The sequence below is a fragment of the Bradyrhizobium sp. WSM1743 genome (assembly GCF_000473065.1).
GTDB lineage: Bacteria > Pseudomonadota > Alphaproteobacteria > Rhizobiales > Xanthobacteraceae > Bradyrhizobium.
Genome location: NZ_AXAZ01000050.1, coordinates 46346 through 61527, shown reverse-complemented (window position 1 = coordinate 61527; position 15182 = coordinate 46346). Strand labels below are relative to the sequence as shown.

Here is a 15182-nt window from a genome sequence, read left to right as displayed (position 1 = left end):
GTCGCTCGCCCATGCACGCGCGGGGCGTGGGAACGATCCTCAAGCCCGCCAGGCCCCTCCAACCGGTAGCGATCCAGCCACTTGTAACCGGTCTTGCGACTGATCTCGTAGCGCTCGCAAAGCTCCGTCATCGTCCACAAGCCGGTTCGCTGTTCCGATATGAAGCGTACCCGTTGGTCCATTGCACAGCTCTCTCGCCAAGGCATCGGCTGATCCTCCCAGCCGATAGAGAACTGTCACCCGTCCATCCGGTCTACTGTGTTACCAATCTATCCGGTTTGGACACTTTCTTCCTTCTCCCCTTGTGGGAGAAGGTGGCGCGAAGCGCCGGATGAGGGGTCTCTGTCCACGCGCAAAACTGGCCGCGGGGAGAGAGACCCCTCACCCGGCTTCGCTTTCGCGAAGCCACCCTCTCCCACAAGGGGAGAGAGTGCACCGTCGTCGCCGCAAGAGATCAAAACATCAGATTGTCCTTCACCAGCACCCAGCGGCCGCCCTTGACCTGCTGCACCTGGGTGATGGTGTTGGCGAGGTGGTCGGTCTTGGAGAACTTGGTCGGCGGCGAATTGAAGATGTCGAGGAATTTCTCGCCCGACTCCAGTGAATCAAGCATCTTCTGCCCGGAGAGTTCCTTGCCCGCCTTGTCGGCGTAGAAGGCAAAGGTCATCACCGCGTTGTAGCCGATGATGGCCTGCGTGTTGGCGTCGGTGCCGAACATCTTCTTGTAGTTGGCGAGCCAGTCCTTCACCTTGCCCTTGGCGTTGTCCTCGTACGGAATCTCGAACTGGCTCGCGGCGTAGAGACCTTCGACCACATCCTTGCCGAGCGCCGGCACCTCCATCACGTTGGTCGGCGTGGCGCCGAGGAAGGTGACATCCCAGCCGAGCTTCTTCGCCTCGCCCATGGCGCCGATGGGCTCGCGCAGGACCGCGCCGAGCACCACGAGATCGCAGCCGTCGGACTTCATCTTGGCGATCTGCGCGCTGAAATCGGAGGCGCCGCGCTTGTAGCTCGTGATCGAGGCCGGCTGGACCTTCATGGCGGTGAGCTGCTGGTTGAAGCCGTCGAGCACGTTCTTACCGTACTCGTCGTCCTGGTGCATGATGCAGGGCTTCTGGAACTTCTTCCATTCCATCATGTATTTCAGCGCCGCCCGCGTGCTCTCGACATAGGGCAGCAGATTGTTGAACTTCAATCGCTCCTGCGGCTTGGCCGGATCGAACTTGAAGGTGAATTCGGCCGCCGTCAGCGGGAACAGCTGCAGCACGCCGGCGTCGAGCAGGATATCCTGCGCGGCGAGCACGGTGGGCGATCCCATCGGCCCCACCATCGCGAAGATCTTATCGCGCTCGATCAATTTCTGCGACGCCAGCACGGCCTTCTTCGGATCGTAGCCGCTGTCCTCGACCACCAGGCGGATCTTGCGGCCGTTGATGCCGCCGGCGGCGTTGACCTCCTCGACCGCCATCTTCATGCCGTTGGAGACCGGCACGCCCCAGCCCTTGATCGGACCCGACAGGTCCTGGTGGGTGCCGATGACGATCTCGGTTGCCGAGATGCCTTCATTGGTGATCTTGGTTTGCGCGACGGCCGGCAGACAGGTGAGTGCAAGGGTGCTCACATAGGCACTCACAGCAAGGCCGAACGTTCCGAACGATCTCGACATCGACGTCTCCTCTCCTTTGGGCCCGTATTGTGCGAAGGGCGGGGCCATCACCGCTTCGCTTTTTAGAACGATATGATTCACGCCACCGCGCGCTCGCGATACATCGCGTCGATCTCGGCGGCGTAGCGCTTGTTCACGAAGCCGCGCTTCAGCTTCATGGTCGGGGTCAGCTCCTCGTCCTCCGGGGTAAGCTGGCGCTCGATCAGATAGAACCTCTTGATGGTCTCGACGCGGGCGAAGTTGGCGTTGACCTGTTCGATCTCGCGCCCGATCAGGTCCTGGATCTCCCTCGCCCGGCACAGGCTCGCATAGTTGGTGAAGGGGATGTCGTGATCCTGGGCGAACTTCTCGACGTTTTCCTGGTCGATCATCACGAGGCAGGTGAGATAGGGCCGCTTGTCGCCGATCACGACCGCGTCGGAGATGTAGGGCGAGAACTTGAGCTGGTTCTCGATCTCGGACGGCGTGATGTTCTTGCCGCCGGAGGTGATGATGATGTCCTTCATCCGATCGGTAATGCGGACGAAGCCCTCATTGTCGATGGTGCCGACGTCGCCGGTGTGCAGCCAGCCGCAGGAATCGATCGTCTCCGCGGTCTTCTCCGGCTGGTTCAGGTAGCCCATGAACAGGAAGTCGCCCTTGATCAGGATCTCGCCGTCGGGTGACAGCGCGACCTCGCCCCACGGCACCGCGGTGCCGACCGAGCCGAGCTTGATCCTGTCCGCCGGCATCATGGTGGCAACCCCGCAATTCTCGGTCTGGCCGTAGACCTCGTGCATGTCGATGCCGAGCGCCAGATACCAACGGATCAGCTCCGGTGCGATCGGAGCTGCACCGGTGAACGCGATGCGACAGCGGTCGAGCCCGATCATGCGGCGAATGTTTCTGAACGCGACCAGGTAAGCGATGCGGTTGGCGACGCGCAGCGACAGCGGCGGCGCCCTGCCCTCGAGCCGGCAATCGACCATGCGGTAGCCGATGCCGATGGCGCGGCGATAGACCCATTGCTGCAGCGGCGTCGCATCCTTCAGCGCGATGGTGATGGCGGAATAGAACTTCTCCCAGATGCGCGGCACCGCCAGAAAGGCGGTCGGCTGCACCTCGCGCAGATTGTCCGGCACGGTCTCCGGGCTCTCGGCAAAGTTCATCACCGAGCCGAGCGCGACCGAGATGTAGTAGCCGCCGATGCGCTCGGCGACGTGGCAGAGCGGCAGGAAGACCAGCCGGTCCTCGTCCTCCCGCGCCGGGATGAAGTCGTTAGCGTGTCGCATCTGGTGCGTCACGCTGCGGTTGGCGTGCATCGCGCCCTTGGGCGGACCGGTCGTGCCGGACGTATAGACGAGGATCGCGAGATCGCCGGCGCTGCGGCTGTCGATCATCTCCTGCCACAGCGCCTCGCGGCCGACCATGTGGTTGCGGCCGAGTGCGCAAAACTCGTCGAGCGACATCACCATATCGTCGGAGAAGCCGCTGAGGCCCTCCATGTCGAACACGATGATCTTCTGCAGGGACGGGCACCGCGCGCGGCAGGTGAGAATCTTGTCGAGCTGCTCCTCGTCCTCGGCGAAGATCACTTTCGTGCGGGAGTCGTTGACGAGATACTCGACCTGGGACGGGGAATCGGTCGGATAGATTCCGGAGGAGACGCCGCCGGCGCACAATATGCCCATGTCGGCGTGGACCCATTCGGGCACGGCATTGGCGATGATGGAGGCGACGTCGCCGGGCATGAAGCCGATGGCGCGAAGCGCGTAGGCAATCTCCTTCGAGATCTCCAGCCATTGGCGCCAGCTGGTCGGCTGCCAGATGCCGAATTTCTTCTCGCGGATCGCCGGCCTGTCGCCCCGCATCTCGGCGGCGCGCAAGAAGCTCTTCGCGACCGTATCAGCGACCGTCAGCACCGCCGGTCGGGCCATGCGCCTCTCCTCCTTGTCGCCTGCCTCCGCTGCCTGCCTTGCCGGCGGTCTATGTTGCGGATGGCAAGTTCATCTTACTGCCAGCTCTTCCTCACCGCCACGTCTTCTTCTTTTTCCAGCGCCGCTCGCCGCGTGCGCCCGCTTCCTTGGCGCCAAGGTAGAATTCCTGGATGTCCTGGGAATGCATCAAGCGGTCGCAGCTGTCGTTCATCACGATGCGGCCGATCTCCAGGACATAGCCGTAATGGGCCGTCTCCAGCGCCACCTTGGCGTTCTGCTCGACCAAGAGGATCGACATGCCCTGCTCCTCGTTGACCCGGCGGATGATGGTGAAGATCTCTTTCACCAGCAGCGGCGACAGCCCGAGCGAGGGCTCGTCGAGCAAGAGCAGCGTCGGCCGGTTCATCAGCGCGCGCCCGATCGCGAGCATCTGCTGCTCGCCGCCGGAGAGCTGGCCGGCCGGCTGGTTGATGCGCTCCTTCAGGCGCGGGAAATAGCCGTAGACGCGCTCCAGATCCTCCGCGACGCCGTCGCGGTCCTTGCGCGGATAGGCGCCCATCATCAGGTTCTCGCGCACGGAAAGGAACGGGAAGACCTCGCGCCCCTCCGGCACATGGCTGAGGCCGAGCCGCACGATCCGGTCGGCCTCCATGCGCTGGATCGGCTTGCCCATGAACTCGATCGCGCCCTTCTGCGGATCGAGAATGCCCGAGATGGTCTTCAGCACCGTGGTCTTGCCGGCCCCGTTCGCCCCGAGCAGCGTGACAATGCGGCCGCGCGGCACTTCCAGCGAGATGCCCCGGATCGCCATGATCGGCCCGTAATAGCTCTCGATATTGGAGAGTTTCAGGATGATGTCCGGGGTCACGGCAGCACCCATGCGTCAGGCTCCCAGATACGCGGCGACGACGTCGGGGTGCTGCTGCACTTCGGCGGGCGAGCCCATCGCCAGCACACGGCCATAGTTCAGCGCAATGACGCGGTCGGAGACGCGATTGACCAGCGACATGTCGTGCTCGACCATCAGCACGGTGACGCCGAGCTCGCTCTTCATGTCGCGGATCCAGAACGACATGTCGTCGGTCTCCTCGACATTGAGACCGGAGGACGGCTCGTCGAGCAGGATCAGCTTCGGCTCCGAGCACAGCGCACGAGCGAGCTCGATCACCTTGCGCACGCCGTAGGGCAGGCCGGAAATCAGCTTGTCGCGATAGGGTTCGAGATCGAGGAATTCGATGACCTGCTCGACCCGGCGACGGTGCAGCTTCTCGTTGGCGCGCACGCTCGGCAGGAACAGCAGCTCCTGCCAGAGCTGGGTGGTCGAATGGCGGTGGCGGCCCACCAGGAGGTTCGACAGCACGGTCGCGTTCTCGAACAGCTCGATGTTCTGGAAGGTGCGGGCGATACCGAGCTTGGCGATGTCGTAGGGCGGCTGCTCGGTGATGTCCTGGTCCTCGAAGAAAATGCGGCCCGAGGTGGGCCGGTAGATGCGCGAGATCAGGTTGAAGATCGAGCTCTTGCCGGCGCCGTTGGGACCAATGATGGAGAGGATCTCGCCCTTCTCCACCGCGAACGACACCGCATCGACCGCCTTGAGGCCTCCGAAATGCAGCGACAGGTTCTCGGCGCGAAAATAGCTCATCGGTTGCGCTCCGACTTCACGTAGATCTTCTGCCGCTTGAAGGTGGCGCGCTTGTAGAGCGGGAACAGCTGGAAGAAGAGCTTGATCTTGAGCCAGCGGCCGTAGAGCCCGAGCGGCTCGAACAGCACGAACAGCACGATGATGATGCCGTAGATCGCACCCTTCAAGCCATTGAGCGAGGCGAAGGCCGCGACGTTCGACTGGATGTTTCCCGCGGTGGCCGGGCTGGCGCCGAACGTCGCGGAGATCCCGGCGATGATGCCGGGCATGTCGTCCTTGAGATAGGTCAGGAACGGATCGATCATCACGATGAAGATCGCGCCCAGCACCGCGCCGTGGAGGCTGAAGGTGCCGCCGATCAGGATCACGATGATGAACTCGATCGAGAGCTGGAGCGTGAACATCTCCGGCGAGATGAAGGAGAGCTTGTGCGCGAACAGCACGCCGGCAAAACCGGTGATCGCCGCCGAGATCGCAAACGACTTCACCTTGTAGAGCGCGACATTGACGCCCATGCTGCGCGCTGCGGTCTCGGAGTCGCGGATCGCGACGAAGGCGCGGCCCGTCGGCGAACGCAGCAGATTGAGCGTGCCGACGATGGTCAGCACCAGCACGGCAAGACAGAGGTAATAGAAGGTCGGGCTGTCGCGCGGCACGGCGACGCCGAGCAGCGACAGCGTCTTGACCCGCATGCCCTCATTGCCGTTGGTGACGCTCTCCCACCGCGCCAGGATCTCCTCGACGATCAGGGCAAAGGAGATGGTGGCGATGACGAGATAGATGCCGGTGAGGCGCAGCGCGGGAAAGCCGACCATCGCGCCGATGATGCCGGTCAACAGCCCGGCGGCGAGGAAGTAGGCCGGGAACGGCACGTTGTATTTCTGCAAGTACGCCGCGGTGTAGGCCCCGATCGCGAGGAACGCGGCATGCCCGAGCGAAGCCTGGCCGGTGAAGCCGGTCAGGATCAAGAGCGCCACACCGACGGTCGCATAGATGCAGACGAAGACGAGCTGGCTCATCAAATAGCTGGAGAGCACATAGGGCGCGATCAGCAGCAGCGCGAGCAGGATGCCGTAGGAGACGACGTAGCCCGAATGCGGAAACAGCTTGATTTCGTCCTCGTAGTCGGTCTTGAACAGGAAGCGCATGCGTTCAGACCTTCTTGCGGAGTTGGAGGCCGAACAGGCCTTCGGGCTTCAAGAGCAGCACAGTCAGCAGCACGACATAGGGCGCGACGTCCTTCCAGCCTTCGGGCAGGTAAAAGCCGGCCATGCTCTCGATCACACCGATCAGGACGCCGCCGACCACAGCACCCGGGATCGAGCCGAAGCCGCCGAGCACGGCGGCGGGAAAGGCCTTCAGGCCGAGCACGAGGCCGACATTGGAGTGGATGAAGGTGATCGGCGCCAGCAGCACGCCGGCGCAGGTCGCGACCGCCGCGCTGATCGCCCAGACGACCGACACCACGCGCTTGACCGGAATGCCCATATAGTAGGCCGCCAGCATGTTCTCGGAGCTGGCGCGCATCGCAGTGCCGAGCATGGTCTTGTTGAAGAAGAGGTAGAGCAGCGTGCACAGGATTATCGTCGCCGCGATCACGGAGAGCTTGTCGTAGGCGAGCACCAGCGAGCCCATGCGCAGCACGCCCTGGCTGAACGGCGTCTCGATCTTCAAATCGTCGGTGCCCCAGATCATGCCGGCGACCGAGCGCAGGAAATACCCCAGCCCGATCGTCGCCATGATGATCGAGAACTGCGGGTAGCCGAGGATCGGCCGCACCACCACGCGCTCGGCCAGCATGCCGAACAGCGCCATCGCGGCCACTGCACCGGCAAAGCCGATCCAGTAGTTCAGGCCCATCATGCCGATGAAGGTGAAGGCGAAGAAGCCGCCCAGCATCATCAGATCGCCCTGGGCGAAATTGACGACCTCGGTGGCCTTGTAGACGAGCACGAAGCCGAGCGCGATCAGGCCGTAAACGCAGCCGAGCGCAACACCGCTGACCAGCTGCTGAACGAAATCCAGCATCGCCGCGCATCCTCCCGATGCAACCGGCGGTTCTTCGTGACCACCTTGGCGCATCTTGTGTCCAGTCGCTACGCAGTCGTTTCGCTGCGTTAGCGCCATTTGTCCGGAATCAATTCAGCCTGAACGCCCGCGCGCTGTCAACAAACGGTGACTTGTAGGGGTGCCTTGCCTTTAGTCCAATCCGGATCACAGGATTTGTCGGCCGTAGATTCACGGTGCCGAAACATCTTCAAGTCAAGGTCGCGGGTGATGCAAAAGCGGATGGTGTGGCCGTCATGAAGCCGGACAACTCGGCGCTGGAAGTCCGAGGGTTAACGAAGCGTTTTGACCGTCTGGCGGTCGACAGCCTCGATCTCACCATTCACGCCGGCGAATTCTATGCCTTGGTCGGCCCCAACGGGGCCGGCAAGACCACCACTTTGCGCATGGTTGCGGGCCTGCTGCACCCCGATGCCGGCGCGGTCTCGATCTTCGGCATCGATGCGCTGGCCAACCCCGTCGCCGCCAAGCAGGTGATGGCCTGGGTTTCCGACGAGCCCATGATCTACGACAAGCTGACCCCGCGAGAATATCTCGAATTCGTCGCCGGGCTCTGGGGCATCGCTCCGTCGGCCTCGGAACCGGTCGCGCGAGAGCTGCTCGGCTCGCTCGGGCTTGAGGCGCACCGGCACGAGCGCTGCGAGGGCTTTTCCAAGGGCATGCGCCAGAAGGTGGCGCTGGCCGGCGCACTGGTGCACGATCCCCGCCTCATCATTCTCGACGAGCCGCTGACGGGGCTCGATGCCGTCTCCGCCCGCCACGTCAAGGGCCTGCTCGGCGCGCGCGTCCGCGCCGGCTGCACGGTCATCATGACCACGCATATCCTCGAGGTCGCCGAGCGCATGGCCGACCGTATCGGCGTGATCGCCTCTGGCCGCCTGGTCGCGGAAGGCACGCTCACCGCGCTGCGCCAGCAGAATGGCCATGCCGACACCAGCCTGGAAGATCTCTTCATTGCGCTGGTGACGCTTCAGGCCGCGGCATGAGCTCGGCAACCGCGCTCTCCTGGTTTGCCCGTCACGAGCTGCGGCTCGCCTGGCGCGAATGGTTCGCCATGATGACGGGCGGCCGGCGCAAACGGACGCGCGCTGCGGTGATCGGCCTCTTCTGCTTCGCCGCGGTGCTGCACCTGCCGGCTTGGGCTGTGATCGGCCGTTTCGCCGACCTGCAGCTGCCGCTCGACAAATCCCCGCTGATCGTGATTTCGGCGACGATCTTTCTCGCCTGGACTTTGATGCTCTCGCAGGCGATCGAATCGGTGACGCGGGTGTTCTACGCCCGCGCCGATCTCGACCTGATCATGTCCTCGCCCGCGACACTGGCCAATCTGTTCTCGGTCCGCATCGCCGCGATCGCGCTGACCGTCACCGTGCTCGCGTTGCTGTTCGCGACGCCCTTCATCGACGTGCTGGTGATCGGCGGCGGCGCGCGCTGGCTCGCCGCCTTCGGCGTCGTCATTGCGATGGGCCTGTCGGCCGCGGCGATCGCGATCGCCGTCACCATCCTGCTGTTCCGGCTGATCGGCCCGGCGCGAACGCGCCTGATCGCCCAGATCCTCGCCGCGATCATCGGCGCGGGCTTCGTGATCGCGCTTCAGGTCGCCGCGATCATGTCCTACGGCACGCTGTCGCGCTTCACCATCCTGACCTCGGGGAGCCTTGCCGCCTACGCGCCCGATGTCGACAGCATCTGGTGGTGGCCGGCGCGGGCGACCATGGGCGACAACGAGGCGCTGCTGCTGCTTCTCGCGCTCGCTCTGGTGCTGCTCGGAGGCGTCATGGCGATCTTCTCGCATCGCTTCGCCGACACCGCGATCGATGCGGCGGCGTACGGCACGTCCGGCCGCGTCCGTGCCAGGGAGCGCCCGTTCCGCGGCGAATCGCGCCAGCAGGCGCTGCGGCGCAAGGAATTCATGCTGCTGTGGCGCGATCCCTGGCTGATCTCGCAGACATTGATGCAGCTGCTCTATCTGGTGCCGCCGGCGCTCCTGCTCTGGCGCAACTTTGCCGACAGCTCCGCGGCGCTGACGCTGATCACACCTGTCATCGTGATGGCGGCGGGACAGCTCGCCGGCGGGCTCGCCTGGCTGACGATCTCCGGCGAGGATGCTCCCGATCTCGTCGCCACCGCGCCGCTGATGTCATCCAGCGTCATCCGCGCCAAGATCGAGGTCGTGCTGATCGCGATCGCGGTCATCTTCTGCCCACTGGTCGGAGCGCTGGCCTTGGCCTCGCCGTTCCAGGCTGCGGTCAGCGCCGGCGCCATCATCATCAGCGCGGCCTCGGCGACGGCGATCCAGCTCTGGTTCCGGGTGCAGGCCCGGCGCAGCCAATTCCGCCGCCGCCAGACCTCGTCGCGGCTTGCGACCTTCGCCGAAGCGTTCTCCTCGATCGGCTGGGCCGCGAGTGCGGCGCTGCTGCTCGCCCTGCCGCTGGCCGGCCTGATCAGCGGCCTGATCACCGCTGGCCTTGTTGCGATCACCTGGAAGTTCAGCCCAAAGCGCGACTAGGCGTGAAGGTCCGACACTGACGCGCTGTTGATCGCGGCCCATTGGCCACGCTCTGCGTTGCACGCTAGACTTTCCCCTGACATCATCGGGGACGGACTCATGCGGCGACTGGTTTCGGCGGCTCTGGCGCTGTTCGGCGCAATCCTCTCACCTGCCCTCGCCCAGCAGCCACAGCGCAGCGAATGCCTGGCGATGGCCAACGCCGCGCCGAGGGTCATGCCGGTCGTCTTCAGGCAGGCGGCGGCCCCCGCAGAGGTCGAGATCACCTATGCCGGCCACTCCACCTATTTCATCGACACGCCCGCCGGCTTGCGCATCGCGACCGACTATAGCGGCGCCTACCAGGTGGGGCGGCTGCCCGATGTCGTCACCATGAACCGGGCGCACAGCACGCATTATTCTTTATATCCCGACAAACGAATTCCCCATGTGCTGCATGGCTGGGGCGAGGACGGCAAGCCGGCGATCGTGTCGGAGCGCATCAGCGACACCTTCATCCGCAACGTCACGACCGACATCCGCCGATATTTCGGCGACGATGCCGGCACCGACATGATCCGCGACGGCAATTCCATCTTCATCTTCGAGGCGGCCGGCCTCTGCATAGGCCATCTCGGCCATCTTCACCACAAGCTGGACGACAGCCATTTTGCCCAGATCGGGCGGCTGGACATCGTGATGGTGCCGATCGACGGCACCTACACCATGTCACTCGACGGAATCTCCGAGATCACCAAACGGCTGCGCGCCTCGGTGGTGCTGCCGATGCACCGTTTCGCTACCCCACTCGACGATTTCATGCACCGGATCGGCCAGCAGTTCGAGATCGACCGGCGCATCGAGCGCTCGTTCCGGATGTCGCGAGATACGCTGCCGACGAAGCCGACCGTGATCATCCTCGACGGGGTCTGAGCGCCAAAACCGGAACGCATCAACCGTCGACGACTTGGTTGCTCCGAGACCCACGTCAGTCGGAGCAATCATGAGCAGACGGTTCCTGGTCATCGGCTCATTTGCCGCCATCTATCTCCTCTGGGGTTCCACCTATTTTGCGATCACGCTGGGCTTGAAATCGATACCGCCGTTTCTGCTGATGGCACTTCGCTCGTTCTGCGGTGGCATCATCTTGCTCGCCTTCAGCGGACGGCACGTCGCGGGCGCCTCGGGGCAGACATGGTTGCAGGCGGCCCTATGCGGGCTGCTCTTCTTCGTCGGCTGCCACGGCGTTCTCGCCTTCGCGCAACAATCGGTTCCCTCCGGCGTGGCCGCCATCGTGCTCGCCACGATTCCGTTCTGGATACTTCTGGCTGACATGCTGTTTCCGGGCGATCAGCGCCCATGGCCAATCGCGCTGCTCGCGCTCGTGCCCGGCTTCGTGGGCGTCGGGCTTGTGGCATGGCAGAATGCCGAGCAGGCCGGCATCAGCATGCTTCCCATCGTCTGGCTGCTCGCTGCGGCCCTGTCGTGGTCGATCGGCACTGTGCTGTCGCGCAGCATGTCGCGTCAGGCATCCGCGATCTCGCTGTCGGGGATGCAGCTATCGATCGGGGGCGCCGTGTTGTTCGCAATCAGCTGGCTGACGGGCGAGCTGGAGAGTTTTAGACCGAGCGAGGTCTCGACGACGTCGATTGCAGCAGCGCTTTGGCTGATCATCTCGGGCAGCGTGATCGGATTCGTCGCCTACAATTGGCTGCTCGAGAACGTGTCGACCTCCTTGGTCTCGACCTATACTTTCGTCAATCCGGTGATCGCGGTGCTGCTCGGCACCGTCGTGCTCGGAGAGCCGTTCTCTCGCATGATGCTGGTGGGCGCGAGTCTCGTCATTGTCTCCGTTGTCGTCATCTGGCGCGCCGAACGCTCGAGCAGCCGGCGGACGCACGCCGAGGCCGATCGAGCGATGAGGCATCTGTCACTGCGCAAGACCTGACGGCAATTTTCTCCAAGTCGCCCGCGGCTCGTTCGTGCTGAAATTTCCGCAACAGGAGAGCAAGATGAGCGACTTTGCAAGACTTCTGCACGCGAGTGGGCCGCATCCCGAACACGCGGCGGCGCTTCGGCTTTACGGCCGCTTCGTCGGCGACTGGAACAGCGAGATCACGGCATATGCGCCTGATGGCGCCAGGCACACGGCAGTTGGCGAGATCCATTTCGGCTGGGTGCTGGAAGGCCGTGCGGTGCAGGACGTCTGGATCATTCCCCGGCCCGCGGGCAGCCCAGCCTTTCCGATCGCCGGCAACTGGTATGGCACGACGCTGCGCGTCTACGATCCGGCCATCGATGCGTGGCGGATTTCCTGGTTCGATCCGGGCCGCCGCGTGTTCCGGCAGCAGATCGGCCGTCCGCGTGGCAACGACATCGTGCAGGAAGGCACGACCGAATCCGGCGAGCTGACGCGCTGGAGCTTTACCGGGATCACGGACGATTCCTTTCATTGGCTCGGCGAGGCAAAGTCGGTAGCAGCGCAGGATTGGGAGCTGATGGTGGAGGTCAAAGCACGACGGCGCAGGCCATGAACATCGGCAGGCCATGATATCGAAACGAGAAGAGGGGCCGGGATGTTGAACCCGCCCCCTCTTCGTCGTGGCCGCTGGGAAGCGTCCTTGAAACCCTATTGTCCGCTTTAGCCTGCACCCATCAGCGAGGCCGGACGGCGCTCGCCGGTTAAGGCGAACATCTTCTTCAGCTTGTTGACGACGCGGATCAGGAAGCCGATCATCACCGGATTGGTCTTGCGGCAGAAGGCGATCTTCTTGACGTGGCCTTCGACATGCCATTTGGCATGCGCGCCGTCGCGGAAGAAAATGACGTCGCCGGGACCGTAACGCTTGGGCGGCATGCCCTCGCTTTCGAGCACGATCGATCCTTCCATGATCATGATCGTCTCGTCGATGTCGTAGTACCAGTTGAAGCGACCCTCGGTGCAGTGCCAGATGATCGTCTGGGCGGTGCCGTCGGCGCTGGTCGACAGGACGCGGGAGCGGGACACCGGATTGCCCTCGATGATCCAGGATGGCTCGATCGGCCGCAGCTCGAGATCCACATTGCAACTACCGATTTCAATCAATGCGCGCGACATCTGCTTCCCCAGGGGATATAATATGAATGGCCGGGTCTCGGCCCGGATTGCTTCGAAAGAAGCTGGGACGCTAGTAGCCGGTTTTTAATTCTTTCTTACGCAGAGCTCGACAATCAGCCCCTAGTTGCAAGTGCGAAACGGTTAACGTCCCGATTTCCCTGCAAATTCGTACACATGAACCGATCTTTTCCCGGGTGCGACAAAGTGCGCGAAGTATTGGAAGGAGCCGCACCGATGCCCCTCACGCCCGAGGTTCTGACAGCCAACAGCGAGGTCGTCGCCCGGCTCCGCAGCCTCGACGTCTCCTTCGCGCCGGACGAGGAGCCCTGGTTCACCATCGACGGCATCGAAAGCCCGCGGCAGATCGGCAGTGACGGCTCCGGCAGCGCGTTCGTGCTGCTGCCGTCGCAGAATGTGCTCTACGTCTCAACGGAGGGCCGCGCGGGCATCATCGCGGAGAGCCTTGAGGCATTCATCCGGCTCGTCGTCGCCCGCCCCTACTGGCTCGACATCCTCAAATTTTCTGCGGGCGGCGACCTTGCCGAAATGCGGCGTGCAGCGGATGCGCTGGAGGCGGCGCTCGACGACGAGGATGAGGTCAATGAGGCTCGCGAAGAAATCCGCGGCGCGCTCGAGCTGCCGGAGACGGATGATCCCGTCGGCGCGCTCTACGACGCGGTGGCAGCTTCCGACGCCATCGTGCGGGCCACCGATGGCAGCCCGTTCACGACGCTGTTCAACCGCTTCAGCATCGACAACAACCCGATGCTGCGCAACGCGGCCGCGAGAGAGAGCACTGGGATGCAAGTCTAAGAGAGTCTATCGGCCGATCCTTACCTCTCCCCAGCGGGGAGAGGTCGGATTGCGCAGCAATCCGGGTGAAGGGCCGCGGTGAGCAGTGAGACCAAAACCCTCACCCGGATCGCATCTCTCGATGCGATCCGACCTCTCCCTACGGGAGAGTGAAGCGCACTACTTCGCCCATTCGCCCTTGCGGAACACGGGCACCTTGCTGCCGTCGGCCAAAATGCCGTCGATGTCGGTCTCGGCCGAACCGATCATCCAGTCGATATGGATCAGGCTCTGGTTGCCGCCTTGCGCCGCGATCTGCTGCGGCGTGAGCTGGGCGCCATTGACGAAGCATTTCGAATAGCACTGGCCGAGCGCGATGTGAGACGCTGCGTTCTCATCGAACAGCGTGTTGTAGAACAACAGACCGCTCTGCGAGATCGGCGAAGAATGCGGCACCAGCGCCACCTCGCCGAGGCGCCGAGCGCCCTCGTCGGTGTCGAGCACTTTGTTCAGCACCTCGGCGCCGCGCGAGGCCTTGGCGTCGACGATCTTGCCGTCCTCGAAACGCACCGCGATGTTGTCGATCAGCGTGCCCTGATAGGACAGCGGTTTCGAGCTCACGACATGGCCGTAGACGCGGCGACAATGCGGGGTGGTGAAGACCTCTTCGGTCGGAATATTGGCGTTGCAGCTGATGCCGTTCTTGGAGAGCGAGGCGCCGCCTTCCCATTCGTGGCCGTCGGCAAGCCCGATGGTGAGGTCGGTACCGGGACCCGAGTATTGCAGCGCGCGAAAGCGCTGGCCGTTGAGCCAATTGGTGCGCTCGCGCAGCACCGCATTGTGGCTCGCCCAATTGCCGATCGCATCCTCGCGGTCGACACGGGACGCGGCGAAAATCGCGTCTGCGAGCTTTTCGACCGCGACGTCCTCGGGATCGTCAGGGAACACCAGCTTCGCCCAGGACGGGCTGGGATAGGCAATGATGTTCCAGTTGGTGTCGAAATTGACGATCTTCTCCAGCGCGGGCTGATAGGCCATCGAATTGGCCTTGCTGGCGCGCGCGACCTTGGAAGGATCCTCGCCCGACAGCAGCATCGGGTTGTCGCCGACGATGGCGAGCCGTGCAGTGTTGTCCGAGAACGCCTTGGCCATGCCCTCGTAGAGCCAGCCGGCGGCACGATCGAAACTGCTGTCGCGGCCGTGGCGGTAGCGCGCCAGCGTCATCTCCTCGTCCGACAGGATCGGCGTCACGAGGCCCGCACCAGCTTTGTAGGCATGCACGGCGATCCGCCGCACCAGGGGCAGCGCGATCGCGGGCGCCGTCAGAAGCAGGTCCTGTCCCGGCCGCAAGCCCAGGCCCACCTTCACCGCCACCTCGGCCAGCCGGTCGAGCTTCGCGGGATCGATGGGAGTGGAAGTATTGCGTTGATCAGTCATGCCGGACCCTCTGCCGAAGCTCGCTCTCTCAATTTAAGTCTAGCATCGCGAGACACAAGTATGCGAGCGTCTTGCGA

15 protein-coding genes are annotated in these 15182 nt (G+C 63.7%); 6 read left to right on the top strand and 9 right to left on the bottom strand.

The genetic code is table 11. The features are described from left to right. The 7 genes from YU9_RS46180 to YU9_RS0126100 all read right to left on the bottom strand — a co-directional run. Nucleotides 1–182, bottom strand: a 182-nt coding sequence (locus tag YU9_RS46180; protein ID WP_198028302.1) for a helix-turn-helix domain-containing protein, incomplete at its 3' end; no start/stop codon positions are given. Nucleotides 183–454: 272 nt separating this feature from the next. Then, nucleotides 455–1666, bottom strand: a complete 1212-nt coding sequence (locus YU9_RS0126125; protein WP_027575453.1) for an ABC transporter substrate-binding protein — start codon at nucleotides 1664–1666, stop codon at nucleotides 455–457. A gap of 77 nt (nucleotides 1667–1743) precedes the next feature. Then, nucleotides 1744–3582 (bottom strand): long-chain fatty acid--CoA ligase, encoded by a 1839-nt coding sequence (locus tag YU9_RS0126120; protein WP_027575452.1) that lies wholly within the window; start codon nucleotides 3580–3582, stop codon nucleotides 1744–1746. Between the two features lie 91 nt (nucleotides 3583–3673). Next, nucleotides 3674–4462 (bottom strand): ABC transporter ATP-binding protein, encoded by a 789-nt coding sequence (locus tag YU9_RS0126115; RefSeq protein WP_027575451.1) that lies wholly within the window; start codon nucleotides 4460–4462, stop codon nucleotides 3674–3676. Nucleotides 4463–4465: 3 nt separating this feature from the next. Then, a complete protein-coding gene (locus YU9_RS0126110) occupies nucleotides 4466–5224 on the bottom strand; it encodes an ABC transporter ATP-binding protein (protein WP_027575450.1) in 759 nt (252 codons plus the stop codon). Continuing rightward, nucleotides 5221–6372, bottom strand: coding sequence for a branched-chain amino acid ABC transporter permease (locus YU9_RS0126105; RefSeq protein ID WP_027575449.1), 1152 nt, complete (start codon nucleotides 6370–6372; stop codon nucleotides 5221–5223). The genes YU9_RS0126110 and YU9_RS0126105 overlap by 4 nt, the downstream gene beginning before the upstream one ends. Before the next feature lie 4 nt (nucleotides 6373–6376). Further along, nucleotides 6377–7252: a branched-chain amino acid ABC transporter permease gene (locus tag YU9_RS0126100; RefSeq protein WP_027575448.1), complete on the bottom strand. Its 876-nt coding sequence runs from the start codon at nucleotides 7250–7252 to the stop codon at nucleotides 6377–6379. Nucleotides 7253–7527: 275 nt separating this feature from the next. On the opposite strand from YU9_RS0126100, the gene YU9_RS0126095 reads away from it, so the two are divergent. The 5 genes from YU9_RS0126095 to YU9_RS0126075 all read left to right on the top strand — a co-directional run bounded on the left by YU9_RS0126095 (nucleotide 7528) and on the right by YU9_RS0126075 (nucleotide 12313). After that, nucleotides 7528–8277: an ABC transporter ATP-binding protein gene (locus YU9_RS0126095; protein ID WP_027575447.1), complete on the top strand. Its 750-nt coding sequence runs from the start codon at nucleotides 7528–7530 to the stop codon at nucleotides 8275–8277. Further along, on the top strand, nucleotides 8274–9800 hold the full coding sequence (locus YU9_RS0126090; RefSeq protein WP_027575446.1) for a hypothetical protein: 1527 nt from the start codon (nucleotides 8274–8276) through the stop codon (nucleotides 9798–9800). The genes YU9_RS0126095 and YU9_RS0126090 overlap by 4 nt, the downstream gene beginning before the upstream one ends. Nucleotides 9801–9899: 99 nt before the next feature. Beyond that, nucleotides 9900–10712: an MBL fold metallo-hydrolase gene (locus tag YU9_RS0126085; RefSeq protein ID WP_027575445.1), complete on the top strand. Its 813-nt coding sequence runs from the start codon at nucleotides 9900–9902 to the stop codon at nucleotides 10710–10712. Between the two features lie 70 nt (nucleotides 10713–10782). Next, nucleotides 10783–11727: an EamA family transporter gene (locus YU9_RS0126080; RefSeq protein ID WP_027575444.1), complete on the top strand. Its 945-nt coding sequence runs from the start codon at nucleotides 10783–10785 to the stop codon at nucleotides 11725–11727. A 64-nt stretch (nucleotides 11728–11791) separates the two neighbouring features. Further along, nucleotides 11792–12313 carry a hypothetical protein gene (locus YU9_RS0126075; protein ID WP_027575443.1) on the top strand — a complete coding sequence of 174 codons (522 nt, stop codon included), beginning with the start codon at nucleotides 11792–11794 and terminating at the stop codon, nucleotides 12311–12313. A 107-nt stretch (nucleotides 12314–12420) separates the two neighbouring features. On the opposite strand, the gene YU9_RS0126070 is transcribed toward YU9_RS0126075, so the two are convergent. Next, nucleotides 12421–12876: a cupin domain-containing protein gene (locus YU9_RS0126070; RefSeq protein ID WP_027575442.1), complete on the bottom strand. Its 456-nt coding sequence runs from the start codon at nucleotides 12874–12876 to the stop codon at nucleotides 12421–12423. 234 nt (nucleotides 12877–13110) lie between these two features. Between YU9_RS0126070 and YU9_RS0126065 the strand changes: the two genes are divergently transcribed. Further along, a complete protein-coding gene (locus tag YU9_RS0126065; RefSeq protein WP_027575441.1) occupies nucleotides 13111–13689 on the top strand; it encodes a hypothetical protein in 579 nt (192 codons plus the stop codon). Between the two features lie 159 nt (nucleotides 13690–13848). Here the strand turns inward: YU9_RS0126065 and YU9_RS0126060 are convergent, their stop codons facing one another. Beyond that, nucleotides 13849–15105, bottom strand: a complete 1257-nt coding sequence (locus YU9_RS0126060; protein WP_027575440.1) for an aminopeptidase — start codon at nucleotides 15103–15105, stop codon at nucleotides 13849–13851. Nucleotides 15106–15182 lie beyond the last annotated feature (77 nt).